23 protein-coding genes and 1 pseudogene are annotated in these 26191 nt (G+C 70.6%); 8 read left to right on the top strand and 16 right to left on the bottom strand.

Annotated elements, in window-relative coordinates:
* Window positions 1-1122 precede the first annotated feature (1122 nt).
* Window positions 1123-2316, bottom strand: coding sequence for an IS701 family transposase (locus tag ACWGJY_RS34485; RefSeq protein WP_453264824.1), 1194 nt, complete (start codon window positions 2314-2316; stop codon window positions 1123-1125).
* Window positions 2317-2362: 46 nt separating this feature from the next.
* The gene (locus tag ACWGJY_RS34480) at window positions 2363-3277 is read right to left on the bottom strand and encodes an alpha/beta fold hydrolase (RefSeq protein ID WP_453264821.1); all 915 of its coding nucleotides are present in this window, start codon (window positions 3275-3277) and stop codon (window positions 2363-2365) included.
* An 84-nt stretch (window positions 3278-3361) separates the two neighbouring features.
* On the opposite strand from ACWGJY_RS34480, the gene ACWGJY_RS34475 reads away from it, so the two are divergent.
* Window positions 3362-4033 carry a TetR/AcrR family transcriptional regulator C-terminal domain-containing protein gene (locus ACWGJY_RS34475; RefSeq protein WP_453264820.1) on the top strand — a complete coding sequence of 224 codons (672 nt, stop codon included), beginning with the start codon at window positions 3362-3364 and terminating at the stop codon, window positions 4031-4033.
* 541 nt (window positions 4034-4574) lie between these two features.
* Here the strand turns inward: ACWGJY_RS34475 and ACWGJY_RS34470 are convergent.
* A complete protein-coding gene (locus ACWGJY_RS34470; protein ID WP_453264825.1) occupies window positions 4575-4736 on the bottom strand; it encodes a hypothetical protein in 162 nt (53 codons plus the stop codon).
* A gap of 41 nt (window positions 4737-4777) precedes the next feature.
* A pseudogene (locus ACWGJY_RS34465) lies at window positions 4778-5134 on the bottom strand (tyrosine-type recombinase/integrase); the annotation flags it as partial.
* Window positions 5135-6134: 1000 nt separating this feature from the next.
* Between ACWGJY_RS34465 and ACWGJY_RS34460 the strand changes: the two are divergent.
* The 4 genes from ACWGJY_RS34460 to ACWGJY_RS34445 all read left to right on the top strand — a co-directional run bounded on the left by ACWGJY_RS34460 (window position 6135) and on the right by ACWGJY_RS34445 (window position 8970).
* Window positions 6135-6851 carry a metal ABC transporter ATP-binding protein gene (locus ACWGJY_RS34460; RefSeq protein ID WP_453264819.1) on the top strand — a complete coding sequence of 239 codons (717 nt, stop codon included), beginning with the start codon at window positions 6135-6137 and terminating at the stop codon, window positions 6849-6851.
* Window positions 6848-7870, top strand: coding sequence for a metal ABC transporter permease (locus ACWGJY_RS34455; protein WP_453264818.1), 1023 nt, complete (start codon window positions 6848-6850; stop codon window positions 7868-7870). The genes ACWGJY_RS34460 and ACWGJY_RS34455 overlap by 4 nt, the downstream gene beginning before the upstream one ends.
* The gene (locus ACWGJY_RS34450) at window positions 7821-8255 is read left to right on the top strand and encodes an HAD-IC family P-type ATPase (protein ID WP_453264823.1); all 435 of its coding nucleotides are present in this window, start codon (window positions 7821-7823) and stop codon (window positions 8253-8255) included. Before ACWGJY_RS34455 ends, ACWGJY_RS34450 begins: the two co-directional genes overlap by 50 nt.
* Before the next feature lie 220 nt (window positions 8256-8475).
* Window positions 8476-8970: an N-acetyltransferase gene (locus tag ACWGJY_RS34445; RefSeq protein WP_453264817.1), complete on the top strand. Its 495-nt coding sequence runs from the start codon at window positions 8476-8478 to the stop codon at window positions 8968-8970.
* A gap of 31 nt (window positions 8971-9001) precedes the next feature.
* On the opposite strand, the gene ACWGJY_RS34440 is transcribed toward ACWGJY_RS34445, so the two are convergent.
* The 10 genes from ACWGJY_RS34440 to ACWGJY_RS34395 are packed head-to-tail and all read right to left on the bottom strand — an operon-like array spanning window position 9002 to window position 20405.
* Entirely contained in the window at window positions 9002-10615 is a 1614-nt protein-coding gene (locus tag ACWGJY_RS34440) for an ABC transporter ATP-binding protein (RefSeq protein ID WP_453264816.1), read from the bottom strand.
* Window positions 10612-11469, bottom strand: coding sequence for an ABC transporter permease subunit (locus ACWGJY_RS34435; RefSeq protein WP_453264815.1), 858 nt, complete (start codon window positions 11467-11469; stop codon window positions 10612-10614). Before ACWGJY_RS34435 ends, ACWGJY_RS34440 begins: the two co-directional genes overlap by 4 nt.
* Window positions 11466-12419 (bottom strand): ABC transporter permease, encoded by a 954-nt coding sequence (locus ACWGJY_RS34430; RefSeq protein ID WP_453264814.1) that lies wholly within the window; start codon window positions 12417-12419, stop codon window positions 11466-11468. The genes ACWGJY_RS34435 and ACWGJY_RS34430 overlap by 4 nt, the downstream gene beginning before the upstream one ends.
* Window positions 12416-14023 carry an ABC transporter substrate-binding protein gene (locus ACWGJY_RS34425; RefSeq protein ID WP_453264813.1) on the bottom strand — a complete coding sequence of 536 codons (1608 nt, stop codon included), beginning with the start codon at window positions 14021-14023 and terminating at the stop codon, window positions 12416-12418. The genes ACWGJY_RS34430 and ACWGJY_RS34425 overlap by 4 nt, the downstream gene beginning before the upstream one ends.
* A gap of 25 nt (window positions 14024-14048) precedes the next feature.
* Entirely contained in the window at window positions 14049-14861 is an 813-nt protein-coding gene (locus tag ACWGJY_RS34420; RefSeq protein WP_453264812.1) for a class I SAM-dependent methyltransferase, read from the bottom strand.
* Window positions 14862-14874: 13 nt separating this feature from the next.
* Window positions 14875-16134: an MFS transporter gene (locus tag ACWGJY_RS34415; protein ID WP_453264811.1), complete on the bottom strand. Its 1260-nt coding sequence runs from the start codon at window positions 16132-16134 to the stop codon at window positions 14875-14877.
* Window positions 16131-17186 carry a mandelate racemase/muconate lactonizing enzyme family protein gene (locus ACWGJY_RS34410; protein ID WP_453264810.1) on the bottom strand — a complete coding sequence of 352 codons (1056 nt, stop codon included), beginning with the start codon at window positions 17184-17186 and terminating at the stop codon, window positions 16131-16133. Before ACWGJY_RS34410 ends, ACWGJY_RS34415 begins: the two co-directional genes overlap by 4 nt.
* A complete protein-coding gene (locus ACWGJY_RS34405) occupies window positions 17183-18280 on the bottom strand; it encodes a PLP-dependent cysteine synthase family protein (protein ID WP_453264809.1) in 1098 nt (365 codons plus the stop codon). Before ACWGJY_RS34405 ends, ACWGJY_RS34410 begins: the two co-directional genes overlap by 4 nt.
* On the bottom strand, window positions 18277-19152 hold the full coding sequence (locus ACWGJY_RS34400; protein WP_453264808.1) for a Rossmann-like domain-containing protein: 876 nt from the start codon (window positions 19150-19152) through the stop codon (window positions 18277-18279). Before ACWGJY_RS34400 ends, ACWGJY_RS34405 begins: the two co-directional genes overlap by 4 nt.
* Window positions 19149-20405, bottom strand: coding sequence for an ATP-grasp domain-containing protein (locus ACWGJY_RS34395; protein WP_453264807.1), 1257 nt, complete (start codon window positions 20403-20405; stop codon window positions 19149-19151). The genes ACWGJY_RS34400 and ACWGJY_RS34395 overlap by 4 nt, the downstream gene beginning before the upstream one ends.
* A 167-nt stretch (window positions 20406-20572) precedes the next feature.
* Here ACWGJY_RS34395 and ACWGJY_RS34390 point away from each other — a divergent pair, with 167 nt between their 5' ends.
* Window positions 20573-22063, top strand: a complete 1491-nt coding sequence (locus tag ACWGJY_RS34390; RefSeq protein ID WP_453264806.1) for an alpha/beta hydrolase — start codon at window positions 20573-20575, stop codon at window positions 22061-22063.
* A gap of 220 nt (window positions 22064-22283) precedes the next feature.
* Window positions 22284-22808 (top strand): GNAT family N-acetyltransferase, encoded by a 525-nt coding sequence (locus ACWGJY_RS34385; protein WP_453264822.1) that lies wholly within the window; start codon window positions 22284-22286, stop codon window positions 22806-22808.
* Window positions 22809-23060: 252 nt separating this feature from the next.
* Here ACWGJY_RS34385 and ACWGJY_RS34380 read toward each other — a convergent pair whose 3' ends face one another.
* Window positions 23061-23453, bottom strand: a complete 393-nt coding sequence (locus tag ACWGJY_RS34380; protein WP_453264805.1) for a (2Fe-2S) ferredoxin domain-containing protein — start codon at window positions 23451-23453, stop codon at window positions 23061-23063.
* A gap of 170 nt (window positions 23454-23623) precedes the next feature.
* On the opposite strand from ACWGJY_RS34380, the gene ACWGJY_RS34375 reads away from it, so the two are divergent.
* Window positions 23624-23755 (top strand): hypothetical protein, encoded by a 132-nt coding sequence (locus ACWGJY_RS34375; protein ID WP_453264804.1) that lies wholly within the window; start codon window positions 23624-23626, stop codon window positions 23753-23755.
* 247 nt (window positions 23756-24002) lie between these two features.
* Here the strand turns inward: ACWGJY_RS34375 and ACWGJY_RS34370 are convergent, their stop codons facing one another.
* Window positions 24003-25628 (bottom strand): AMP-binding protein, encoded by a 1626-nt coding sequence (locus ACWGJY_RS34370; protein ID WP_453264803.1) that lies wholly within the window; start codon window positions 25626-25628, stop codon window positions 24003-24005.
* Window positions 25629-26191: the final 563 nt, after the last annotated feature.

Here is a 26191-nt window from a genome sequence, read left to right as displayed (position 1 = left end):
TCCAACCTTACCAGATCCGTTTCCGTCTCCGGCCCCCTGTTGGAGCGGGGTTGGCCGTTCTGCTTTCGCTTTCCGGCCTTTCCGACTCTAGCAGACCCGATTTCGTTCCGTTGCCGGTCCGAATTCGATTCCGAATCCCTGTCGGAGGGGGTCCGCCGTGGTGCGGCTATTTGGACTGCCGCGCCCTTCGGCGTGATCACTACTTTAGCGGAATTCCTCGTTGACGCATAATCACGTCACGGTCCGAATTTCGGCATGCCGAAATTGTTCCCGGTGAGGAGCCGTGCAGTAGTGGTGTGCCGCGAAGCGGCGGGATGGCTGCCGCGGGGCCTGTCGGCTCCGTGGCAACTCGAAGAACCTACACGATCCTATGGGTGCGGCACGAATTGGGGGCACGTCCGCGGTGGTTCGAGCTACCCCGGACCGCCAGGCTGCCGGACCACCTGGTCACTGGCGCACCGACAAGTCTTCCGGTGATCTGTCCCGGGTCAGCACACCCGCAACGGTAGGCCGCCGGCGAGGGGACCGTGATGGACGCATGGAGCGTGGGTGCTGTCCTCCCACTGCGCTGAAGGTTTCGCCGCTGCCCAGGGGGTGCGCCGAGCGCCGCCGTTGCGGCGGCGGCAAACAGCGCCTCGCCCCTCTCGGCGGCCCCGTCGGAAGGGCTGGAGCAGGCAGACGAGGGCGCCGCCTGAGACGGCACAAGAGCCGTTCCTCATATGACCGCAGGGCGCCCCAGTCCGTGCACCACCCCGGGAAGCGGACCATCCGCCGTGCGTGACCTGCACGATCAGCGATGGGACGAGCCATCAGGCCATCAGAACGAGCGTCAAATGACCGTCGATATGCCTCGGAGAACGTCATTTCAGCGTCGGGATATCGCCCGTAACGCCCGAACGGCACATCGCGCACACCACTCGCACCCGCAGGTCAGGCGCCCTTAGTCGCCTTCTCCAGCACCACGACGCACTCCACATGATGCGTCATCGGAAACATGTCACAAAAGCAGATCACCCCAGAAACCCCAGGTCAGGCGGCCTTTTCGGGAGGGCTTACCTACCCGCCAACCCCCTTTGAGCGTCACGCGTTTCCGTCTAGTACTCCAGCCGTAGATCGTGATCTTCATGTCCGATTCGCGGCTTGTCGGCGGTAATGGCTGACCTGTGCTCGGGCCTGGTGGCGGCGTCGCCAGGCGGACCAGGCGAGCCGGTGGGCCGCATCGCGGATGGGCCGGACGGCGAACGCAGTGAACAGTCGCTGGATCTCGTTGCAGGTGAGCGGGATCAGTCCGTCCGGAGCGGGATGGCTGGCATGTTCGTCAGCGCGGACGACGGCGAGGAAGGCGTGGGCGAGCATGGCCAGGGTGACCCAGCGGGACCACGAGGTGAAGCGGCGGACCTGGTGCTCATCCAGTCCCGCGAGACCCTTTCCGGCCTGGAATGTCTCCTCCACTCGCCATCTCGACCCGGCGACCCGGCGACCCGGCGACCCGGCGACCCGGCGACCCGGCGACCCGGCGACCCGGCGACCCGGCGACCCGGCGACCCGCACCAGCGTAGCCAGGGGCACTGGGGTGGGTGACCAGCAGCTGTAGTAGGCGAGTTCACCTGTGGTGCGGTTGCGGCGGATCAGCAGTTGGTGACTGCCGGGCCGGGATTCGGCGAGGCCGATGACGGCCCAGTGGGAGCAGGGGACGGCGAGGACATAGCCGACCTGGCGCTCCTCCAGTGCGGCCCGTAGCTTCGGGTTGCCGCCGTAGACCTCGTCGCCTGCGACCCAGCCCACGCCGTGTCCGGCGTCGAGGAACCGGCTGATCATGCGGGCGGCCAGTTCCGGCTTGGTGGTGAAGACGGTTTCCTCGTCCAGTCCGGCGGCCCGGCAGCGGTCGGGGTCGGTGGTCCACGAGCGTGGGATGTACAGCTCACGGTCCACCGCCGCGTGTCCGCGGCGGCCTGCGTAGACGAGGTAGACGGCGACTTGAGCGTTTTCGATCCTCCCGGCGGTGCCGGTGTACTGTCGCTGGACACCGACGGTGTGCGTGCCCTTCTTCGCGTCCCCGGTCTCGTCGACGACCAGCACCGCGTCCTCGTCGTGCAGATGGTCCAGCACGTACTCGCGCACGTCGTCGCGCACGGCGTCGGCATCCCACCTGGCCCGGCCGAGCAGGTGCTGCATGCCGTCCGGACTGGTCTCCCCGGCCCACTCGGCGATGCTCCAGCAGTTCTTGCGCGGCAGGTCCGACAGCAGCCCCAGCACCAAGTTCCGCACCCGGCGGCGCGGTTCGACCCGCGCGAACCGGCTGGCTGTCCGGCCCATCAGGACCTCGAACGCCTCCTGCCAGCGGGCAGGTACCGCATGATCTTCAGTTTTCACAGACGGTGGGCGGCTGGTCGTCGACGTGGTCGGCGAGCGCACGCAGTTCGTCGGCGTAAGTGGCCCAGATGTCGCCGACGAGGAAGTGTCCGACGCCTGGCAGCACGCGCAGGCGGGCGCCGGGGACGGCAGCGGCGATGTCACGTGCGGCAGACACGCGCAGCAGCGGGTCTCGCAATCCGTGCAGCACCAGGGTCGGTGTGGTGATCCTGGCGAGCGGGCCGCCGTGCCACTTCGCACCGATCTGGCGGCTTTGTGCCTTCTGGTCGCGGAAGCTGACGACCTGGTGCGCGGCCTCTTTGTCCACGAACTCACGCACGTCGTACTCGTCGATGTCCTGGCCGGGCGCGGCCAGGATGCGGGCGACGGCTAGGGCCAGGGCCAGGTTGCCCTGCGGAGTCTCGGGGTGATGCAACCTGGCGAAACGGGCCAGGGATGCCAGGCGCAGGTAGCGCAGGACACTCAGTCCCTTCACGTCGCTGGGCACGGCCGAGGATGTGGTGAGAGTGTGCGCGCGTTGTGGATGGCGGATCGCGATGCGCTGCGCCACGAGCCCGCCCATGGAGTGGCCGAAAAGGTGGGCGCGCTCCCAGCCGAGCGCGTCGAGAACGGCGACCGCATCGTCGGTCAGGTCCTCGGCGCTGTAGGCCGGGGGTGCGTGGCGCAGTAGGGCTGCAACCGGCGGGCCCTCACGCCGGCCGGTGAGGTGCGTGGACTGGCCGGCGTCGCGGTGGTCGTAGGCCACGACATGGAAGCCGCGGTGGACCAGTTCGTCCACCAGTCCGTCCGGCCACCAGAATCGCGAGGTTCCCAGTCCCATGACCAGCAGCAGCGGGTCGCCGCCCGCCCCGCCGAGGTCTTCGAAGGAGATCTGGACTCCGTCGTTGTACGCGAAGCGCGGCATTGCGACTCCCTCTAATCGATCGCAAACGTCGTTCGCGAACACCGTACTTGGAAATGTAGAGTGGCAGCAACGCGGGAGGTGACAGTGGCGGAACAGCGAGAACCAGTGATCTGGCTGCGGCCGGAGCAGGCATCGGTCGGACGGCCGGCCGAGCGCAGCCGCGCCGAAATCACCGCCACCGCAGTGGAACTGGCCGACCGGGAGGGCCTGGGTGCCGTCTCCATGCGTCGCCTCGCCGCGGCCCTTGGCACCGGTGCCGCCTCGCTCTACCGCTATGTGGCCACCCGCGACGACCTGCTCGACCTGATGATCGACAGCACCGCCGGCGAATACCACCTGCCCGCCCCAAGCGGCGACTGGCAGGCGGACCTTCTGGAGATCGCTCACCAGGCCCGACGGATCATGCGACGCCACCCCTGGCTGCCGATCCTGGTCGTCACGCGCCCTACCCTCGGCCCGCACGGGATCGACCTGCTTGAACACCTACTCGACGTACTTGCCGACCATCCGGCCGAGCCCGCCTACAAACTCGAGGCATTCGCCGTACTGAACGCGCTGACCGCGCTGTTCGTCCAGAATGAACTGGCTGCATCGGACCCCGGTGCCCAGCGCCAGTCCTCCTACCTGCGTCACGCGGCCACCACCGGCTCCCACCCCCGTATCTCCGCAATGCTCGCCGCCACCCAGCCCGAACGCACCTCCCACGACCGGTTCGCCACCGTACTCGCCCGCGCCCTCACCGGAGTGCTGGGCTGACTCCACCACAGCCTCAGCGCGCGACCGAGGACCCGAGCACAGGCGCACCGACCGTCCTGGCTCACATCAAAGCGGCGAGATCGGCAGAAACCAGACACCGCTCAACTTCGCCCAGGGCCTGGCGCCGCAGCCGCCGCACCTACCCAGACCGGCAAGATCACGATCTACGGCTGGAGTACTAGACAGCCGCGCATGGCGTGTTCCACCACAGTCCCCACCGCCGAATCGATGGACGAGACAACAAAGGAGCGGCACAAACGCAACCACGCACGCGGCTACGACAAGCACCTGGCCAAGAAGGCACGCCGCATTCAGTCCCGAGAGCCCGGGGATGGACAAGAGCCGCTGTGCGGACCGCGAGACGGCATCGCTGCCCGGCCGCAGGCGGTCCTCTGCCGCCTGCCGTTGTCGCACTCACTTGCATCCTCACTGGCCGCACGCCACCCACAGGTAGCCCGCGCCGCGCCGAGGAACCGGCATCCGATCTGCCACCTGCCTGCAAAAGGGCGCGCACAGTCCACGCATTCGCATCGGGCGACGGCTATGCGACGAGAGTGAGGGGGGTCTCCATGGTGTCCCAAGCACCGAGAACAGCCTTGTACACCCCTGGCTGCAGGTGTGCATAGCGCTCTGTCGTCTGGTAGTTCGCGTGCCCGAGTAGATGCTGAACCTCGTAGAGCGAGACCCCCTCTGAACGAGCCACGAGGCGCACGTGTGGCGCATGGTGTGTGGTGGGTATCGGGGCACAACCGCGTGCTCGCCCTCAGCGTTGAGGTAGTAGGCATTGTCCACAGGCGGCCACCAGGTCTGTCGTCGCCAGTTCCCGTCGCTGAGTGGACGTCCGGCTCGGCCACTCGTGACAGTGGTGAAGACGAGAGCGTCGGGAGCGAGACCGTGTATGTGGCGCTCAAGGCTCTCTGGCACGTGGAGCGGGAGCGGGACTTCTCGTCGGCTCTTGACTGTCTTCGGATATTGCTTGATGCCGTTCCTGGTGTTGACCTCGGCCACAAGCAACCGTGACCGGTGGCGGTCGACCCTGCGGCAGTGCAGACCGGTAAGTTCACCCCACCGCAGTCCGGTGTAAAAGCCCAGCAAGCACATAGTGCGCCAGACCGGAGGAAGGCTACACAGAACGCTTTGCGCCTGATCGAGCGTGAACCATTGGGGCGCGCGAACCGGAAGAGCCGGCAGGTCGATTCGTCGGCATGGACTCACCACCAGCATGCCGTCATCAACCGCCGAGCGCATCAACGACGACGTCAGGCTGTAAGACCGCTTGATAGCGGACGCGCCAACGCCTTCGCCAGTGAGCGTACTGATCCACGCCTGCACTTCGATGCACCTGTATGTTGCACAACTGCCAGTCTGCCCAGTACGGCATGACGTGATTCTTAATGGCGGACGCATCACCTCGCAGGGTATGCGGCTCAACCATTCTCGCGTTCCACCACCGGTCGTGCCAGTCCCGGAACCTGACCGCACCCGTCATCCGATCACGAAGGCCGACACGACCAAATCTGGCCTCCCCTTTGACACCCCAGGCACGGGCCTGCGCTTTGAGTGGAAAGGTCAAGCTGAAACGCGCACCCCCGCAATTTCTAACCGTGGCCTGCCAATTACCTGAGTTCAGTTTGCGCAGGTACAGATCTACTCCCTCCATCGCGCGCACGCTTGTGAAGTTCCCGCCGAACAGCAAGGAAGTCTCCAGAAGCGCGAACCCTCACAACTCCGCGTCACGGGCTCCCGGGGTAACCTGTTTTCCAGATCTAATGGGGCTTCCGCGAATCCTCTGCAGGACCAATGCGTCAACGGCCGCTGCCTCAGATAGGACATCCCTCCGATGTCCGTTCAAACCACTCTCTTCAGCGTCGCGGGATCGCCTGGACTGTCTGGGGCAAGCGTGTCCATCAGGAGTCCCTTCTGAGCAGGTGCCCACCTGATCCATGACATTCCCCGGCCCGGCAGCCCGTGACTGGCGCCGCCGCCTGCGTACGAGCCGATGTACTACCCGCTCATGCCCCACCAGTTGATGTTCAGCGCCGCCGAGGCGCTGTTCGCCTCGAAGCGGAATTGCCGGCCGGCGAGCTCGTCGAGCGGGTAGTTGAATCAGACGGATCCCCAGCTGTCGCCAGCGCCCGCGGCGAGGCATGTTGGTCTCCGGCAGCAGCTCACCGGAGGGTCACTCACGGTCCTCGGCCGCCCTCCGCGAAGCGGCAGCCAACACATCGGCTATGTCCCTCAGCAGACGTTCCAGCCCACGCACACCCTGCTGCGCGCCCGTGACCTGGTGCGCCTCGGGCTGGACGGGCACCGCTGGGGCCCGCCGCTCGCCCGCCGCGCGATCCGCCGCCGGGTGGACGAGCTCCTGGATGCGGTCGGTGCGATGTCGTACGCGGACGTTCCGCTCGGCCGGCTCTCCGGCGGCGAGCAGCAGCGCGTCCGCGTCGCGCAGGCGCTCGCCACCGACCCGCGGATCCTGCTCTGTGACGAGCCCCTGCTCTCCCTCGATCTGCAGCATCAGCGCTCCATCACAGCGCTGGTGGCGGAGCGACGGCGCTCGGCCGGTACCTCCGTGGTCTTCGTGACGCATGAGATCAACCCTGTTCTGGGCCTGGTGGACCGCGTCCTTTATCTGACCCGGGGCGGGCACCGGGTCGGGCCGCCGGACGAGGTGATGACTTCCTCGACGCTGACGGAGCTGTACGGAACGCAGGTGGATGTGGTCCGTATCAGGGGCCGGGTAGTCGTGGTCGGTGCGCCTGATGAGGGCACCGGCCACACCCACGACGACGCGGCGGAGGAAGGAGAAAGCCAGTGATCGGGGTCGAGGCCGGGCTCGGGCTGCTCGCCGACGGCGAGGTGGACACCGGCATCTGGCATCAGATCTTCAACTTCGACAACTACGGCGAACTGCTCGCACTCGTGCAGAATTCGCTGCTCGCCGGGGTGCTGCTCGGCCTGGTCGGCGGACTGGCCGGGGTGTTCGTGATCATGCGCGATCTGCCGTTCGCCGTGCACGGCATCAGTGAACTGTCGTTCGCCGGCGCCTCGGCGGCCCTGCTGCTCGGGGTGAACATCGTCGCCGGGTCCATCGCCGGGTCCCTCATCGCGGCCGCGGCGATCGGCATCCTGGGGGTCCGCGCCCGGGACCGTAATTCGGTGATCGGCATCATCATGCCGTTCGGGCCCGGCCTCGGCGTGCTGTTCCTGTCCCTTTACAAGGGCCGGGCGGCGAACAAGTTCGGCATCCTGACCGGCCAGATCGTCGCCGTCAGCACTCCCCAGATGGCCTGGCTCCTCGGTACGTCAGTGGTGGTGCTGCTCGCCCTCGCCGCCGTCTGGAGGCCGCTGATGTTCGCCAGCGTCGCCCCGGAGGTGGCTGCGGCACGGGGTGTACCGGTGCGCGCGCTGTCCCTGGCGTTCATGCTGGTGCTCGGTCTCGCGGTGGCTCTGTGCGTTCAGATCGTCGGAGCGCTGCTGGTGCTGGCGCTGCTGGTCACCCCCGCGGCCGCCGCCGCGCGCGTCACGGCGTCCCCGGTGCTGCTGCCGGTGCTGAGCGTCGTATTCGCCCTCTGCGCGATGGAGGGCGGCATCCCGCTCTCGCTGGGCAGCACCATCCCCATCAGCCCGTACGTCACGACCCTCGCGTTCGTCATCTACTTGGGATGCCGCCTGGCGGCAGCGCGGCGGGCCTCCCCCGCGCCGGCACCGGCGTTCGGCTCGCCCCGGGACTCCGTCCGGACACACACTTGGGCACGCGCACGCCCTTCCGGAAGGCAAACTTCAGCTGATCCGCGACCTCCAGGCCGAGGGCCACACCGTCGCCATGGACGGTGACGGAACCAACGACGCCCCCGCATTGGCCCTCGCCGATGTCGGCATCTCCATGGGCGCGCACTCCTCCCGCGTCGCCCTGGAAACCGCCGATATCGCCCTGCCCGGCGACGACTTGAGACAGGTCCCCGCCGTCGTCGAACTCAGCCGCCACACCCTGCGCGTGGTCCGCCAGAACTACGGCCTCGCCATCGGCGTCAATCTGCTGGGTCTGGTAGCCGGTGCCGGCGGGTCGATGAACCCGGTGCTGGCCGCCCTGCTGCACAACACCAGCAGCATCGCGGTGGTCGGGAACTCCGCCCGGCTGGTCAACCACACCCCGCACCTCCCGCTCACCGAGGAGGACGTGCTGGTGGCAGCCCCGCTGGAGGACCGGAGGGTGCGCTGAACGCCATCAACCGGCCCGGCCCCGAGCGCGGGCGCCGTGGACGTCTCCTTCACGGGGCCGGCGGTCCCCCCAGCAGGCGTACTCACCTGCGCGCCCTACTCCTGCGGCACTGGCCAAGAGTGGGCGCCCCTGGGATCACATCGGGCGCTCGGGGCACGGCGCTGCTGGAGCCGGAAATCCATGTGCCCCTTCCTCGGGGGCTGGGCTACCGTCCGCTGCCATGACCTGGCTACCGAAGAACTTCCTCCATCCCGTGCGCGTCGATGTGCCCGGCGGGTTCCACCTGAGGCCGATCCGGGGCGCCGACACCGACCTCGACTACCCCGCGGTGATGGGGTCGCGAGAGCGCCTGTGGTCGACCTACGGTCAGGCGTGGGGCTGGCCGCTCGCCACGATGACGTACGAACAGGACGAGGAGGACCTGGAGCGGCACGAGAGGGAGATTGCGGCGCACGAGTCCTTCAACTACGCCCTGTTCGACGATGCGGGCACCGCCCTGCTCGGCTGCGTCTACATCGACCCGGCGCGCAAGGCGGGCTTCGACGCGGAGATTTCCTGGTGGGTCGTGGACGACCGCGTGGGAACCGCGCTGGAGCACGCCCTCGGCACCTTGGTCCCGCGGTGGATCACTGACGAGTGGCCCTTTGAGCGTCCATGCTTCGTCGGCCGGGACCTGTCCTGGCAGGAATGGCTGGCACTGCCGGACGCCGTCTGATTTTCCATGCGCGTGACCTCGGCGGTGGGCTTCACCGGGCTCCCGGCGGGGCAGCCTCCGCCGCCAGGCGTGCCGTCGCCTCCATGAGTGAGACGGTGAACGGGTGCCGCGGCTCGGTCAGTATCCGGTGGGCCGGGCCCTGTTCGACCAGCTCGCCCGCGTCCAGTACGGCGATACGGTGGGCCAGACGTGCGGTCTCCAGGTCGTGGGTGATCAGCATGAGGGTCATGTCCGAACGGTCGCGGAGCAGATTCGCGAGGGTGTCGAGGATGCCGCGGCGCGTGACCGAGTCGAGACCGGAGGTGATCTCGTCGCAGATCAGGACCCGGGGCCGGGCCAACAGGGCGCGGGCCAGGGCCGCCCGCTGGAGTTCGCCGCCGGAGAGCTCCGAGGGGAGGCGGTGGGTCGTTTCGGGCCGGAGGCCGAGGCTGATCAGTGTTGTCAGAGCTTCCTGAGTGGCTGACAGATGGTCGGTGCCGCGCAGGCGTACCGAGGTGCGGGCGACCTGGTCGAGGACGGGGCGGTGCTCGTCGAAGGCGGCCCGCGCGTCCTGGAAGACGTACTGCACGGCCGCCAACTCTGCGCGACTGCGGTGCCGTACGCTGCGCGGTAGTGGGGTGCCGTCGAGGTGGACCTGGCCGTCGCGGTCACGATGGAGCCCGGCCAGGCAGCGGGCGAGGGTGGTCTTTCCGCTGCCTGAGCGGCCGACGACGGCCAGCGACTCACCAGGGTGCAGGGCGAGTTCAGGGGTACGCAGCGCCACAGTGGCGCCATGGGCGCCGTCGCGGTGGCGGGCGGTGAGGTGACGTACCTGCAGGACGGGTCGTCCAGCGTCGGGCGGGGGCTCATTGCCAGTCGGCGACGGCCGGGCATCGAGCAGTTGTCGGGTCCATTCGTGACGCGGTGCGAGCCACAGCCGCTGGACCGGGCCCGATTCCACGACCCGGCCCGCCCGCATGACGAGGACCTCGTCGGCGAGTGCGTGCACCACGTCGAGGTCATGGCTGAGCAGCACGACCGCGATGCCGCGTGCCGCCAGCGCTGCCAGCTGATCGACGATGGCACTCTTGGTCAGCGCGTCCTGGCCGGTGGTGGGTTCGTCGGCGACGATGACGCGGGCACCGAGCAGCAGGGCCTGGGCGAGGACGACGCGCTGCTGCTGGCCGCCGGACAGCTGGTGCGGATAGCGCGACAACAGCGCCTCGGTGTCCGGGAGCTGGGCGTCGGACAGGGCGCGCAGGATGCGTTCGCGGGCGGCTGCCCGGCGCTGGTTGCGGGGCAGGCTACGCACCTGGGTGCGGGCGATGTCGTTCAGCAGCGCCGAGACCCGGCGGGCGGGGTTGAGGACGGACGCCGGGTGCTGGGGCACGTAGCCGACCGGGCCGTCCGCCGCCACGCGGACGTCGCCGGTGACCCGGGCACCCGATGGGTACGCGCCGAGCAGGGCAAGGCCCGTGCTGGTCTTGCCGCTGCCGGAGGCTCCGACAAGCGCCGTCACCTGGCCGGGCAGAGCCCGCAGCTGCACGCCGTCCACGATCGCCCGACCGTCGATCTCCACACGCAGGTCCCGGATCTCCGCGACGGGGGGCGGCCCGGCATCGGTGCCTGCGCCCGTCGGTGCAGTTGTATCGTTCCGGTCGGTCACGGCCGTGGTTTCCTCTCCCCCCGGCGCCGGCCGGGCTTGTGCAGTGCCGCGTCGAAGAGCAGGTTGCTGCCCGTGGTCAGCGCGACGATCAACAGCGCGGGCACGACCACGGCCCAGGGCTGGACGAACAGTCCGGTGCGGTTGCGGTCCACCATCACCGCCCAGTCGGCGGCGTCCGGCGCGACGCCGACGCCGAGGAACGCAGCAGTGGCCACGAGGTACAGCACGCCGGTGAGCCGGGTGCCGGCGTCGGCGGCCAGGGTGCGCAGTATCGAGCGGCCGACGTAGCCGACGGCCGTGCGCCACCATGTCTCGCCCTGCATGCGCAGCGCCTCGACCGCGGGGCGCGCCGCGGCCTCGGCGGCGGCAGCGCGCACGATCCGCGCCGCGTCCGGAACGTTGACCAGCGCGACGAGCAGGGCGAGCCCGGCGGCGCCCGGTGTGAGCACGGACGCCACGAGAAGGATCAGCAGCAGGGACGGCACCGCCAGCAGCACGTCCAGCGGCCGCATCAGTGTCTCCTCCAGCCAGCGGCGGTGGGTGAGCGCGGCGATGAGGCCGAGGGGCAGCGCCACGAGGTAGGCCAGGGCCGTCGCGGCGAGCGCGGTCAGCATCACCGGCCGGCCGCCGAGCAGGACCTGACGCCAGACGTCACGGCCCACGAAGTCGGTGCCGACCCAGTGTCCGTCGCCGAGTGCGAAGGACGCGGCCCGCGCGCCCGGGTCGCCCGCGAACACCGGTCCCAGGACGGCGAGGACGAGGGGTGCGGAGATGACGGCGAGCCCGAGGGCGTAGCGGCCCGCGCGGCGCGGCCGTACGGACGTGCAGAGACGGGATACGAGCGTGCGAGTCACGCGGCTGCCCCCGCCCGTGGTGCGAGTCGGTGGGCGACCAGGTCGGCTCCGAGGTTGAGCACGACGGTCAGGACGCCGAACACCACGGCGAGGCCCTGCACCACCGGTACGTCGCGTTCGGCGACGGCGTCGAGCAGGACGGTGCCGAGCCCGGGAATCACGAAGAGAGCCTCCACGACGATGACGCCGCACAGCAGCCAGTCGATGGTGCGGGCGAGTTGCTGAACGGCCGGGGCGAGGGCGTTGGGCAGGGCATGGGCGTAGCGGACGCGGGCACCGCCGACGCCGTAGCGGCGGGCATGCACCGCGTACGGCGCGGCCAGCGCGTCGACCATGCCGGCGCGGACCAGGCGGGCCAGCGAGCACACGGGGCGGGAGAGCAGTACGAGGACGGGCAGGAGCAGCGCTGCGGGATGCGCGAGCAGGTCGGTGCCGTAGCCGACTGCGGTGGGTGGGAGCCAGTCCAGCTGGAGGGCGAAGACGGTCACCAGCAGCACTCCGAGGGCGAATTCGGGCACCGCGTAGACCGCGAGCGTCAGCGAACTGATCAGCCGGTCGACGAGTCGCCCTTCATGCCGGGCGGCCAGTACGCCGAGGCCGAAGCCGGCCGGGACGAGCAGTGCCACGGTGAGGGCGGCCAGCAGCAGGGTGGGCCCGAAGCCGTCGGCCAGGTACTGGCTGACGGGCCGTCCGGAGGTCACGGAGGTGCCGAAGTCGCCGTGCAGCAGACCCGCCGCCCACTCGGCAAGCCGCTCGTACGCCGGCCGGTCGAGGTGCATGGCCTCGCGGAGGGCCGCGATACGGGCGGGGTCGGGCTGGTCGCCGGCGAGGGCGACGGCGGCGTCGCCCGGCAGTGCCTCGGTGAGCGCGAAGACCAGCAGCACCACGGCCACGGTCTGTGCGACGCCGAGGAGCAGCCGCCGGGCGACGAAGGAGCGCAGTCCCCTCACGCCAGCCACACCTTGTCGAAGCGGGCCCAGTCGAGCGTGTTGGCGGGCGCCTTGCGGTCAACCCCCTTCACCTTGCGCGCCGTTCCCAGGATCCAGTCGGCGAAGCCCCAGATCAGGAAGCCGCCTTCGGTGTACAGGCGGCGCTGCATGCGCGCGTAGACGGCTGCGCGGTCCTTGGTGTCGCGGGTGGACTGCGCCTGCTGGTAGAGGGCGTCGAAGTCCTTGTGGTGCCACTTGGTGGCGTTGGTGGTGGAGTCGGTCAGCAGCCGTTGGGAGAGGTGGGCCTCGATGGGCATGGCTCCGGAGCGGTAGCAGCACAGGGTGCCGGAGTCGAGGATGTCGCTCCAGTACGTGTCCTTGCTGCCCGTCTTGACGTCGAGGGTGACGCCCGCCTTGGCGGCCTGGTCGCGGAAGATGCTGGCGGCCTCGGTGAATCCGGCGGCGACGGCCGAGGTGTCGAGGGTGACCTTGAGCTGCTCGGCGCCGGCCTGCTTCAGCAGGGCGCGGGCCCGGCCCAGGTCCTGCTCGCGCTGGGGGAGGCCGTCGGCGTAGTACTCGTAGCCCTTGCCGAACAGGTCGTTGCCGGTCTCGCCGGCGCCGGACAGGGCGCCGGCGACGAGCTCCTTGCGGTCGGCGATGAGGAAGAACGCCTGACGCACCCGCTTGTCGTCGAACGGCGCCCGGTCGGTCTTCATCGCGAAGCCCTGCATGGCGCTGTTGCGCAGCCGGACGATCTCGATCTGGCCCTTGCCCTCGTGCGCGCGGGCGGTGGTGGGGTCGAGTTCGTGGGCGTACTCGACCTGTCCGCCGAGGAGTGCGTTGACGCGTGCGGACTCCTCGTTGGCGACGACGAATTCGATCTCGTCGAGGTGCGGGGCGCCCTCCCAGTAGTCGTCGTAGCGGCGGAAGACGGCCGAGCGGCCGGGGGTGAAGGAGACGAAGCGGAAGGGGCCGGAGCCGATCGGCTTCTTGTCGAACGCGGTCGCGTGCTCGGGGACGATGTACGCGCCGAACGCGGCCAGGATGTTGGGGAATTCGGCGGTGGGGCGCTTGAGGACGAACTCGATGCTGCGCTTGCCGGTGGCGTGGCTCGCGTCGAGGTCGATGGGTTCCAGGGAGGCCTTGGCGCGGAATCCCTTCTTCGGGTCGGCGATCCGGCGGTAGCTGTACAGGACGTCCTGGGCGGTGACCGGCTTGCCGTTGTGGAAGGTGGCCTTGCGCAGGGTGACCTGCCAGCGGTCCAGGGTCTTGTGCGCCTGCCACTTCTCGGCGAGGCGGGGTTGCGCGGACAGGTCGGCGCCGTAGTCGGCGAGCTTGTCGAAGAGCGCCTTGGCACGGGCGACATCGGCGAAGAGGTTGGCCAGGTGGGGGTCGAGGGTCTCGCTGGCGCCGCCTCCGGCGAAGGCGGCGCGCAGCCGCCCGCCCCGTCGGGGCCGGCCGTCGCCCTTGCCCGTGCCGTCGTCGGAGCCGGGCCCGCCGCAGCCGGTGAGCGCGAGTGCGCCGAGCGAGGCGGCGCCCGTGGCGGCGAGGAAGCCGCGGCGGCGCAGGCCCGGGAAGGGCTGTTCGGCCGGGGAGGGGAGGAGGCGGGCGGTTTCTTCGTTCATGCGGGTGTCCTCGTGGTGTGGATGGTCACGGTGCCGGCTCGGTGAGCCGGGCGACGACGTGCAGCCGGTCGGCGTCCGTCGCCTCTCCCGGGGCCATGCCTTCTCGCCAGGGCGGCTCGGTGCGCGGGCCCGGACCGTCGTGCAGGTCGAGGACCTCGAAGCCGTGCAACGTCAGAAGACGGCGGAGTTCCAGCGGGAAGAGCAGCCGCCATGCGGAGCGCTGTTCGACGGGCGGGGATCCGTCGTCCGCGGTCCATACGCGGGTTCGGCACAGGAGTTGGGCGGTGCGGTCCACGGTCAGCGTGGTGGTGGACCGGTAGGCGGTGCCCCGCCAGGCGAACTCGTGGACGGTGGGGGTGTCGAGCAGGTCGGTACGGCCCAGGAAGTAGGCGCCGTTACGCATCTCCGCGACGAGCAGGCCGCCCGGGGGCAGCGCGCGACGGCAGGAGGCCAGAAAGCCGTCGAGCTGGGCGTTGGTGTGGCAGTACAGCAAGGAGCTGTCCAGGCAGACGACCGCGTCGAACGCGCTGTGGCCCAGGTCGAAGCCGTGCAGGTCGGCACGGACGTACGTGGGCCCGGGGTGGTGGGTGCGGGCGTGGGTGAGCATCGTCTCGGAGAGGTCGGCGCCGGTCGCCGTCCGGCCGTTGCCGTGCAGGTGGGCGGCGTCACGGCCGGTGCCGCAGCCCATGTCCAGCACCCGCGGGCCCGCGCCGTAACGCCGCAGGCAGTCCTCCGTCCAGCGGCCGGCCAGCCGGTCGGCGTCGGGGAAACGGGCCTCGTACAGCTCGGGATTGTCGGTGAGCAGGTTGTGCATGTCCTCGGTGGCGGTGCGGGTCATGTTGTCTCCTTCCTCAGGCCGCCACCGTCAGGGCCGGCTTCGGCGTCGTCGGCAGCGCGTTGCGCCGGTGCAGCCAGGCCACGCCGCACGCGGAGGCGAGACCGAACAGGGCACAGCACGCCCAGGGCAGCCAGGAGGCGCCGCGTTCCCCGGTGTCCATGGCCCAGCCGACGGCGGTGTTGCCGGCCGCGGCGGCGATGCCGGAGACCACGTAGAAGATCCCGTAGTAGGTGCCGGTCAGCTCCGTGCGGCCGAAGCCGGGGATGAGCTCCAGCACGAAGGGCTGGGCGATCATGACGCCGAGGTAGAGCAGGAGGGCACCGAGCAGGACGGGCAGCGTGCGCAGCACCGCGTCGGCGGTGCCGTCCGGGGCGCCGGACCCGCCTGCCACCAGTGCCGGCGGCAGGAAGGAAAGCGCCATCACCACAAGCCCGATGGAGATCCAACGCGACCTGGAACCACGACCTTTGAGGGCGCGTGTGATGCGCAGTTGCAGGGTGAGGTTGGTGACGGTGCCGACGAGGAAGACGAGGCCCGCCGCGCCGTCCCAGCCGGTGGTCCGCCGGGCTCCGTCGGGCAGCAGCAGGTAGAGCTGGTTCTGCAGGGTGAACATGCCGACCATGGCGAACGCGAAGGCCAGGAAGGCGCGGTTGCCGAGGACCTCGCGCCAGTCGGCGAGGACGCCGCCCTCGCTCGGCTCCACCTTGCGCGCGGGCAGGACGACGGCCTGGGCGACGGTGAGGACGGCGAAGATCCCGGCGGCGGTGAGCGCGGACGTGCGGAAGTCCACGAGCAGCAGTGCGCTGCCCAGCAGCGGACCGATCAACGCGCCGGTGGTGGCGAAGACGTTGAACAGGGCGAACGCCTCGGCCTTGCGCTCCCCCGCCTCCTGCGCGAGATAGGCACGCACGGCGGGGTTGAACAGGGCGCCGGCGAGCCCGCTGAGCACGGAGGCGGCGAGCAGCACGGCCAGCCCGTCGCCCAGCGCGAACAGCGCGAACCCCGCGGTGCGCAGCGCGCAGCCGGCGATGATGACGCCGCGCGCGCCGAGCCGGTCGGAGGCGGAGCCGCCGATGAGGAACAGGCCCTGCTGGCTGAGGTTGCGGACGCCGAGGACGATCCCCACGACGGCCGCCGACATGCCCAGGTTCTGGCTGAGGTGGGTGGCGAGGTAGGGGATGAGGAGGTAGAAGCCGGTGTTGACACCGAGCTGGTTGGCCAGCAGGAGGCGGACGGCCAGGGGGAATCGGCGCATCTCGTGCCAGATCTTCATGCCGTCTCCTCCCCCGGGCTGCGCCGGACTCCCAGACCGGGCAGATCGCTTGCCCGTACGAAGCCGTCGGTGCCGCCGATCCCGGTCCACGGGTCGTGGGCGAGCAGCAGGTGTCCGTCGAGGTCGGCCCAGCGGGCGCGGTCGGCCAGGTGGACGGCGGGGGCGAGGCCGAGGCTGCTGGCGGTGAGGCAGCCGAGCATCAGCGCGGTGCCGCTGCCGTCGATCGCCTCGGCGATGCGCAGGGCCGCGTGGACACCGCCGCATTTGGCAAGCTTGACGTTGACACCATGCACGCGTCCGGCCAGGCGGCGGGCGTCCTCCAGGCTCACGGCGTCCTCGTCGGCGATGACCGGCAGAGGTGAGCGTGCGGCGAGCGCGGCGAGCGCCTCCGGGTCGCCGGGAGCGAGGGGCTGTTCGACGGCCTCGACTCCGAGTTCCGCGAACCGGGGCAGCAGGGCGTAGGCCTGGGCCGTGGCCCAGGCGCCGTTGGGATCGAGGAGCAGCCGGGCCCGGGGCGCGGCGTCACGGATGACGCGCACCCGCTCCACGTCCTCCTCGGGGTCGGGTGCCCCCGCCTTGACCTTGATGACCTCGAAGCCGCTCGCCGTGAGGCAGCGCGCCTCGGCCGCGGCCCGCACCGGCGAGGTGATGCCGATGGTGCGGGCCGTGGCGGCCACCGGAGCGGCGGCGGCCCCGAGGAGCCGGTGGACGGGGCTGCCGGCGCGCTTGCCGGCGAGATCGAGGAGCGCGGCCTCGACGGCGGCGGTGACGGCCGGCGGGGTGCCCTGCCCCGCCAGTTCGCCCGCCCGCAGGGCGTCCAACGCGCTTTCGGGGTCGCGGAAGCGCAGGAGGTCGGTGGCGACGGCCGCGAGGAGCCGTTCGAGGGTGCCGGCGTCGAGGCCGTAGTAGACGCTGGTGACGGCCTCGCCGTGGCCGCGCAGCCCGTCGTGTTCGACGGTCAGCCACACGGCGTCGCGGGTGGCCATGGTGGAGCGGGAGATGCGCAACGGCTCGGCGAGGTCGAGGCGTACGGTGCGCTGGGTGGCCTTCACAGTCTCTCTTCCGAAGAATGCGGGGACACGGGTGCCCGGAGCGGGTCGGTGACGCGGGTACAGCGGACCCACCCGGCGGCCTCGGCCGCTCGGGGGTGCGGTATCTCGACGGGCCGGACGGCCGCGGCGGACGGGGCGAGGCCGTGCGCGGCAGTGAAATCGTCGTCGTAGACGGTGCCGAGGTAGCGGTGCGGGCCGTCGGGGAAGACGGTGGCGACCTCCGCCCCGGGGTGGACACGGGCCGCCCACGCGGCGACGCGGGCGACCGCGCCGGTGCTCCAGCCGCCGCTGACGAAGCTGCCCCGGGCAAGCCGCCGGCAGCTGTCCACGGCCTCGGCCGGGCCGACCCAGTGGACCTCGTCGAAGGCGTCGTAGGCGACGTTGCGCGGGTGGATGCTGCTGCCCAGTCCGCGCATCAGCCGGGGCCGGGCGGGCTGCCCGAAGATCGTGGAACCGGTGGCGTCGACGCCGATGAGCCGCAGGGCGGGCCAGCGCCGCCGCAGGGGACCGACGACCCCCGCGCTGTGGCCGCCGGTGCCGACGCTGCACACCAGGACGTCGAGGTGGTCGAGCCGGGCCGTGAGTTCGGCGGCCAGTGAGGCGTATCCGGCGGTGTTGTCGGGGTTGTTGTACTGGTCGGGCCAGTAGGCGTCGGGCAGTATGGCGAGCAGCTCGCGCAGCCGGGCGAGGCGGGCGGCCTGCCAGCCGCCCTCGGGGGCCGGGTGGTCGACGAGTTCGAGGCGAACGCCGTGGGCACACAGCAACTGCCGCATGGACGGCTCCAGTTCCCGGTCGCCGACCAGCACGACCGGGTGCCCGAGCGCCTGCCCGGCGAAGGCCAGGCCGATGCCGAGGGTGCCGGAGGTGGACTCCACCACCGGTGCCCCGGGCCGCAGTTCGCCACGTGCTCGGGCGCCCCTCAGCATCGACACGGCAGCCCGAGCCTTCATCCCGCCGGCGGCGAGCCCTTCGAGCTTGGCCCAGAATCCGGGGTGGGGGTCCGGCAGATCAGCGGTGATACGCACCAGTGGCGTACGGCCGAGCAGGGCGAGCAGCTCCGGGCGGGCGACGGGGCGGACGGCGGTCGCGGTCATATGTGGCCTCCCTGGCAGGAGTTGCCGTACGGCCCCCTATAGCGGTGGACGGCTCCGGCCCCGCCGTCGAGCCAGAAGAAGGGGTACGGCTCGGCGCACACCGCGCTCACACCATGGCCGAGAAAGCGGGGCAGCACGGCGCTGCCGGTCTGCGCGAACATCACCAGCTGCTTGTCGTGCTGCTGCGCGTGCCGTCGAAGCGGTTCGAAGGTGCCGTTGCCCAGCGTCATTCCGGAGACGAGCAGCGCATCGCAGCGGTCGGCCGCCGCGAGCGCATCGGTGACGACCGGCTCCCCCCACTCGGTAACGCCGCCCTTGAGGTCGCACGGGACGTACTGCAGGCCGCGTGCACGCAGCGCCTCCAGAAGGGAGTTGACGACTCCGATCACCAGCACGGTAGCCCCGGGCGGCAGGTCGATCAGCTCGGCAACCGCCTTCGCCCGCACCCGGGACTTCTCCAGCGACGACCCGATGGGCAGCGGGACGGGACGCGCCCCGCTCTCCGGGCTGTGCGGGGTGACGTGCATCAGATAGGCGTCCAGGGCGGCCACTCGCACCGGCAGCAGCGGATGCTCCAGAAGCCGGGCCACCTCCGCGCCCACGCAGTCGTCGAGCGCGCTGTCGGGCAGCGAGCCGGGCTCGACCGCACAGGAGCCGACCGCCTCGGCCAGGCGCAGGCTGAGCACTTCGTTGCGGTAACCGGTGCCGCGCCCGTCGTGCCGTACGGCCTGGCGGGTGGTGAAGGCCACGGCGATCCGCTGGGTGGCCGGGTCGGGGCCCAGCCCGCCCGTGCGGACGCGGTCCACAAGGTCGGCGTACGTCCGGCACGTCTCGTACGCCACCGCGCCGGCCGCGCCGGTGACGGCGGTCATCGGATCACCAGCCCCGCGCGCAGCCCGGCCAGCAGGGCCTCGACGCGGTCGCGGGCACCTGGCCGGTCGGCGTCACCGGCCATGACGTGCCCGAGGTACTCATTGTTGCTGCCCGCCGCCTTCACCACCTTGCCGGGTTCTGCGAGCTGCACCTCCAGCACGCCGGGCGCGTCCCGCAGTTCGCCGCCGTCCAGCGCTTCGAGCGTGCCGGCGGCCTGCGGCACCAGAAATCCGATAGCGGCGCTGCGCAGTCCGGTGTCCGTGCGCCGCAACTCGGGTGGGCGGCCCAGCGCGACCTCCACGAAGGCCGCCGCGAGGTCGATGCCGGTGACGTGGCGGATCAGTTCGGTGATGCGGTTCCCGGCGGGACGCGGGTTGACCTCGACCACGCGCGGCCCGTCGGCGGTCAGCTTGATCTCGGTGTGCGCCACGACGCCGTCGACGAGTCCGAGCGCCTCCAGGGCGTGCAGCGCGGTCTCTTCGGCGGCCTCGGCGTCGGCGGGCGTCAGAGCCGCGGGGAACATATGGCCGGTCTCGATGAAGGCGGGCGCCCCGCCGATGCTCTTGTCGGTCACGCCGACCACGTGGACCGTTCCTGCACACGAGACGGTCTCGACACTCACCTCGGGACCCTCCAGCAGTTCTTCGAGCAGGACCACGGGGGCGCGCCGCTGTCCGCGCGCATTGACCGGGACGTCCACCAACGTCCGGTAGACGTCGGCGAGTTGTGCTTCGTCATCCACACGCCGTACGTACATGCTGGCGCACAGGTCAACGGGTTTGGCCACCAGCGGGTAACCGATCTCCCGGGCGGCGCCCGCGAGGTCGGTCCATTCCTCGTGTACGGCGAAGCGCGGGCCGGGCACTCCGGCATCGGCGAGGACGCGGCGGGTGGCGTCCTTACGGCAGGCGATCTCGACCGCTTCGGGCCCGGGGCCCGGCAGGCCGAGCCGCCCGGCGATCCGTGCCACGGTCGGCAGGTAGTAGTCGCAGGACGTGATCACTCCGTCGAACCCCAACACCGCATGCAGTCGCTCGACTTCGGGCAGCAGGGCCTCGGTGTCGTTGGTCTCGGCGGTGATGATGTTGCGGGCGCCGAGCAGCGGGTGCGCCGTCCCCTCGGGCGCGGAGCGCAGGTAGTGGTGCAGGTCGCGGGTGAGGAAGGTGAACGTGTGCCCGCCCTCCCGTATCGCCCGCGGCAGCAGTCGGCTCATCGCTCCGACCCAGCTCTCGACCACCAGCAGATGAGCCACAACTCCCCTTCCGGGCTTGGACTTCGGGTACTGGGCAGCCGAGTACCCCTCCGGAGGAAGGGGGTCGGGTTTGCCCGACGCACACTTTAACGATAATCATTTTCATTGTCATCTCGTGGGCAGGCCTTTGCCGCCCCCTTGTTCGCCCAGCCTCTCTGGAAGGCCCCGTGCCCCCTCCCCTACGCCGCACCGCCGTGCTGTGCGCGTTGCTGGCCGCCGCCACCCTCGCCCCCGCCGGCCCGCTCCAGGCAGCCGCCCCGACGCCCTCTCTACGCTTCGGCGCATGTCCTGACTCCCTCCCGAATCCGCCGGCCCCGGCACACGTCGAGTGCGGACGGCTCCGGGTCCCGCTCGACTGGAACCATCCGCGGGGGCCGCACATCGAGGTGGCCGTGTCACGAATACGTGCATCGGGCTCCCACGGCGAGCGGCGCGGCATCCTGCTGGTGAACCCGGGCGGACCGGGCGGCTCCGGACTCTCCTACGCGGCCACGAAGCGGGCCAAGCTCCCGGAGAGCGTGCGGCGGGCGTACGACGTCATCGGCTTCGACCCCCGTGGCGTCGGACAGAGTGCCCCCGTGAACTGCGGACGGATGGGCGGCCTCTTCACAGACCCGGGCACGAACCCCGTACCCGTAGGCAGGACGGCGGAGAAGAACTACCTCACCTCGCTACGGAACATGGCCGACGACTGCGCCGCGGGCGCCGGCGAAACTCTGCCCCACCTGTCCACGGAACAGACGGCGCGGGACATGGACGCGATCCGCGCCGCACTCGGCGAACGCCGAACGAGCTTCCTCGGCGTCTCCTACGGCAGCTACCTCGGCGCCGCGTACGCCGCGCGCTTCCCGCACCGCGTGGGCCGCATGGTGCTCGACAGCGTCGTGGGCCCGTGGGACTGGTACGACTTCGACGTCATCCAGAGCCGCGCACTGCTGCGGCAGCGCGGCACGTTCTTCACTTGGGCCGCCGCCCACGCGGAACGCTTCGGCCTCGGCGGGAGCGCGGCCGCCACGCGCCGTGCCTATCTGCGCGTGCGCCACGGTCTCACCAGGCACCCCGTGGACGGCTTCGGGCCGGCCGAGTTCGACCGCGCCGTCTACCGCGCACTGGGCCGCACCGAACGCTGGGCCGGCCTCGCCGAGGGCCTGCGGGACTACCTGCACGACGGACGCCCCGACGGGCTCCGCCCCACCACCGCCTTCGACACCCCGGATTCACGCAACTACGAGGCGGCGAACCGCGTCGTCAAGTGCGCCGACTCCCCCGCCCCCACACCCCACCGGATCTTGGCGGACATCCACCGCATCCGCCGGCTCGACCCGCAGCCGGTCCTGACCGGCATGGAGGCGTCCACCTGCGCCTACTGGCACCACAAGCCTGCCCGCCGCACCCCGCTCGGCAGCCCCGACGCTCCACCCGTACTGCTGGTGGCCTCCGCGCACGACCCCGTCACCCCCATCGAGGGCGCACGCCGACTGCGCCGACTACTGCCCGGCTCGCGCCTGGTCACGCTCGACAACGACTATTCGCACGGCGTGTTCGCCAGCCGGGGCAACGCGTGCGTGGACGACACCGCGGCGGCCTATCTCGTCAACGGCACGGCACCGAAGGCGGACGTGAACTGCATCGGCCCCGGGCTGCCGGACGTGCCGTGAACGCGGGAGCGAAACAGCTTCCTGAAAATCGTTTTCATAAATTTGCTAGGGTGGCGTGTGCCGCGACGACAGTGCCACCACGCACACGACGCCAGCCGCACAGACGCATGCGCAGCACAAAAACGCATGCCGGACAGGAGAAACCGTGAGCGAGACCGCACATTGCGGATACACCGTGCGCCCCGCGACACCTGCCGACGTGGACCCCGCACGCCGCATCATGCTCGACACGCTGTACCACGAGTTCGGATACGGCTACGTGCCCCGCTGGCACCACGACGTGCTGGACATCGAAGGCACCTACCTCGACGACCCCCGCCATCTGCTCCTCGTCGCCGTCCACGACGGCGAAGTGGTCGCCACGACCGGGGTACGGTCCGCGGGCCCGGCCCACCCCCCGCACCCGCGCTGGCTCGCCGAACGCTACCCGTCCGGAACCACCGCCCAATTGGTCCGCGTCTACGTACACCCCGAACACCGGCGCCGGGGCCTCGCCCGCACCCTGGTCCACACAGCCTGCGACATCATCGCGAACATGCCCGGCTACAAAAGCATCTACCTCCACACCAACGTCAACGTCGAGGGCGTGGAAACCTTCTGGCGGAGCATGGCCGAGGAGGTGTTCGACGCCCGGAGCACCGGCGAACACGGCCCGGACGTCGCCACCGTGCACTTCGAGATCCCGATGAGGCGCCGACCAGCCGGCGAAGCGGCGCAGTACTCGACCGCCGGCCACATCCCGTAACCTCTCCGGCTCCTCACTCTCCCGCCACGAGAGCGACGAGCACGCATCACCGATTCACAAGGCCGGCGCGGGTTCGTGGAACAGCGTGCAGGCCGGGGCCGTAGGCCGCACGCGGCTTCGTCCAGGAGCTGGGCGACATGTTGTCGCCAGAGGCTGTGGACGATACCGGTGCGGCGGCCGGTGACGAGTCTGAGGGCGCGCAACAGACTGAGGCGGGCGGCCCCGACCCGTGCGGAGGCGCCGCCCGTCATGTCACCGGCGTGCGCGGCGTCCGCGGGCACGATTGCGGACACCCGCCTGTGTCTCACCGGGGGCCGGAACGAATTGCAGCTCCAGGGCGGGCGGTGGCTCGGCCACTCCTGGCCCGCCGGCCATCGCCCAGGTGAGGATGTCGTCGATGCTGTCGTCGCGCAGGGCCCAGCCGATCCAGGTCGCCCGGCCGCTACGGCGCCGGCCCTCGCCGGAGGGCTGCACGACGACGATGTTGGCCTGCCCGCACGGCCCGAGGCATTCGCTCGTACGGACCGCCAGGCGCCCGCCCGACTCGGCCGCGGCGGCGCGGAGTCGGGCGAGCTGCCACTCGTGCACCGGAGAGCAGGCCCGCGCGCACCAGGGGCACGGCGGCGCCCCGGGCCGGTCCACCACGGACCACGGCTCCGCCCACGGCACGCATCTCCCGCTGACCCAAGCCCGCCGGTGTCCGGCTCCCTTGTCCCGGCCACCGGCAGGGAGCTGATCGCCTCAGGAATCGCCGTCGAGATCACGCCCCGGCTCCGGCCACCGAGGTTCACGAGCCGGACCGGACACTCACCTTGATGGTCTGCGCGGCCGGCAGCACAGGCCAGTGGGGCTGCCTGGATACCGACACCGGCGAGCGCGTCGCCACCAACCCCGACCCGGACTTCGTCAACCGGCTGCGCGCCCTCAATCCGCACAAGAGCGATTGAGTGCCAGGGCCGTCAGCGGCGCTCGGGGTGATCGCGGTGCGACTGGCGATCAGCCGGCGCTGCCCTGGCGGTCACTGCACCGGTCCGGCGGCGACGATCACTTCGCGCATCATCTCAACGGAGTCTTGCCAGGGGTGACCGTACCCTTTCACAGGGGAGACACGGCCGGTCGAGGCACGCCACAACAACGCTGTGTTCACAGCGCACTTGAGCCCGCATCGGCCGGGTGCCTCCATAACAACAGGGCCTACGGCGTGCCCAAGGCGCCGCTCGTCCACGCGGCGCGCAGCGCCTTCTTATCCACCTTGCCGACCTTGGTCGTCGGCAGCTGGTCAAGCAGCACCGTCTTCCGGGGCGTGTACAACTCCCCCAACTCGGCGGTCACCGCCACGCCGACCGCCTCCGGGTCGACGTCAGCGCCCTCGGCCGTGGCCAGGAAGATCTGCACGGCCTCCCCGTACTCCTCGTCCGGCACACCCAGCGCCGCCGCATTGCGCACACCGGGCAGCGTGAGCAGGAAATCCTCCAGGACCCTGGAGTAGACGTTGTCGCTTGTGCTGCCGGTGACGATGATGTCCTTGGCCCGGTCGACGAGATAGAGGTAGCCCTCGGCGTCGAGATACCCCATGTCCCCGGTGCGTAGCCAGCCGTCCTGCAGCGCCGCCGCGGTCCGCTCCGGGTCCTCGTAGTAGCCGCGCATCACCGTCTCGCCATGGACGCAGACCTCGCCGACCTGCCTGACGGGCAGTGCCGCCGCGCTGTCCTCACCGCGGATCTCGATCTGGACGTCGGGTATCGCGCGACCGCAGCTGCGCCAGAGCTCGGGGCGCCGGGGGCCCTCCGAGGCGAGCTCCTCCGCGGCGAACGCGGTGATACCGAGCGCCTCCGACTGCCCGTACGCCTGGCTGAGCACGGGCCCGAAGACCTCGACCGCCTGCTGCAGCCGGCTGGGCGAGGTGGCCGCGCCGCCGACGACGATCCGCCGCAGCGCGGGCAGGACGCCCGGCTTGCAGTCCGGGTGGTCGAGCACCGCGTACATCATGGGCGGCACGAACATGGTGGCGGTGATCCGCTCCTCGCGCAGCACCGTCAGGGCCGCGCCCGCTTCGAACTCGGGCAGCACGACCAGGGCGGACCCCGTCACCAGGGCCTGGATCGAGGTGATATGGCCGCTGCCGTGCGTGAGCAGCGTGGCGGCGAGCACCCTGTCCGTGCTCGGGTCCATGGTCGGGAAGAACGCGGGGCCGGAGTCCTCCGCGGCGTCCGTCACCAGGTCGACCAGCGTGTCGTAGAGCCGGTGGGTGTGCGCGGCGAGCTTGGGGCGGCCCAGGGTTCCGCCGGTGTAGAAGACGGTGACTGCCTCGTCCGCTTCCGGGGCGGGCACGCCGTCGGGGCGCGTGTCCTGGCACTCGGCCGCCAGGGCCAGCAGGTCCGCGCACCGCTGCTCACAGGGCCCGAGGCCAAGCAGTGCGGGGGCGTGGACGCTGCGGCCGGCCGCGTCGACGGCCCGTTCTGCGAAGAGCGGGTCGGTGACCACGGCGCGCGCCCGGGACTGCTCGACGAGCGCGGCGAGCTCGCCGGGCCCCGGCTCGGGCGGCAAGAAGACGACGCGGCAGCCGATGAGATGGACGGCGAGCTGCACGAGGACCGAGTCGACACGGTTGGCCAGAAAAAGCCCCACTCCGTCGCCGGGCGCGAGCCCCTGCCCGCGCAGCGCATGCCCCAGCCTGAACAGCTTCCGCCGGGCCTCCCCTCTGGTCAGCCGCTGCGTCCCCTGGACGAGCGCCTCGGCGTCCTCGTCCTCGTTCCAGTGCTCCAGAATGCGGTCCACGTACGTCCGCGGCTCAGATATTTCCTGTGCGTTAACGATCACCAATACATGCAAACATGCCGCTCAGCAGCCTTGGCCTCACGGGGGCCACCTTCGGCCATCGCCCGGCGGAGTACCATGCCCCGCGATGCAAATTCGGTATTCGCAGGTCAGTTGAGCGTCCGAGAGAGCGCACCGGACGCCCGCCATCATGGCGGGGTATCGCTCCCCGTGGTGTGGTCCCAGCAGGCCCTTGCACGGAGACCCCCGGACCGACAGCAAGGTTGGCCCGACGCGCCGCGTGAACCACAGGCCGCTGCCCTGCGGGGGTGAAGCTCGCCCATGACCAGCATCTCCACAGACGGCCTTCCTGGCCCTGCAGGACGCACAGGCAATGCTCACGCGCGCTTCAGCAGCCGAATCTTCATCCACGTTTTCATCAGAGCCCCCACAGTCCCAAGGTCATCGACGCCCGCGGCACCCTCAACACGGACAAGGGCGCGAGGCTGGCTGGATCACCCGGGTCCTCGGCTGCCCCTGACCAAGCACGCGCTCGAACTTGCTGGGATAGTCAGCGGCCATGACACGAACGCCGCCAGCGACACCGCCTCGACGCGGTGTCGCTG

The sequence above is a fragment of the Streptomyces sp. NPDC054765 genome (assembly GCF_053612065.1).
This window is presented reverse-complemented; position numbering and strand designations above follow the sequence as displayed.

Excerpts from the sequence above, each read along its gene's own strand:
- ACWGJY_RS34415 (WP_453264811.1), bottom strand. The coding sequence starts at position 16,134 with ATGAAGATCTGGCACGAGATGCGCCGATTCCCCCTGGCCGTCCGCCTC.
- ACWGJY_RS34375 (WP_453264804.1), top strand. The coding sequence starts at position 23,624 with ATGGTCTGCGCGGCCGGCAGCACAGGCCAGTGGGGCTGCCTGGATACC.
- ACWGJY_RS34405 (WP_453264809.1), bottom strand. The coding sequence starts at position 18,280 with ATGACCGCGACCGCCGTCCGCCCCGTCGCCCGCCCGGAGCTGCTCGCC.
- ACWGJY_RS34425 (WP_453264813.1), bottom strand. The coding sequence starts at position 14,023 with ATGAACGAAGAAACCGCCCGCCTCCTCCCCTCCCCGGCCGAACAGCCC.
- ACWGJY_RS34480 (WP_453264821.1), bottom strand. The coding sequence starts at position 3,277 with ATGCCGCGCTTCGCGTACAACGACGGAGTCCAGATCTCCTTCGAAGAC.
- ACWGJY_RS34385 (WP_453264822.1), top strand. The coding sequence starts at position 22,284 with ATGCTCGACACGCTGTACCACGAGTTCGGATACGGCTACGTGCCCCGC.
- ACWGJY_RS34485 (WP_453264824.1), bottom strand. The coding sequence starts at position 2,316 with ATGGGCCGGACAGCCAGCCGGTTCGCGCGGGTCGAACCGCGCCGCCGG.
- ACWGJY_RS34400 (WP_453264808.1), bottom strand. The coding sequence starts at position 19,152 with ATGACCGCCGTCACCGGCGCGGCCGGCGCGGTGGCGTACGAGACGTGC.
- ACWGJY_RS34420 (WP_453264812.1), bottom strand. The coding sequence starts at position 14,861 with ATGACCCGCACCGCCACCGAGGACATGCACAACCTGCTCACCGACAAT.
- ACWGJY_RS34445 (WP_453264817.1), top strand. The coding sequence starts at position 8,476 with ATGACCTGGCTACCGAAGAACTTCCTCCATCCCGTGCGCGTCGATGTG.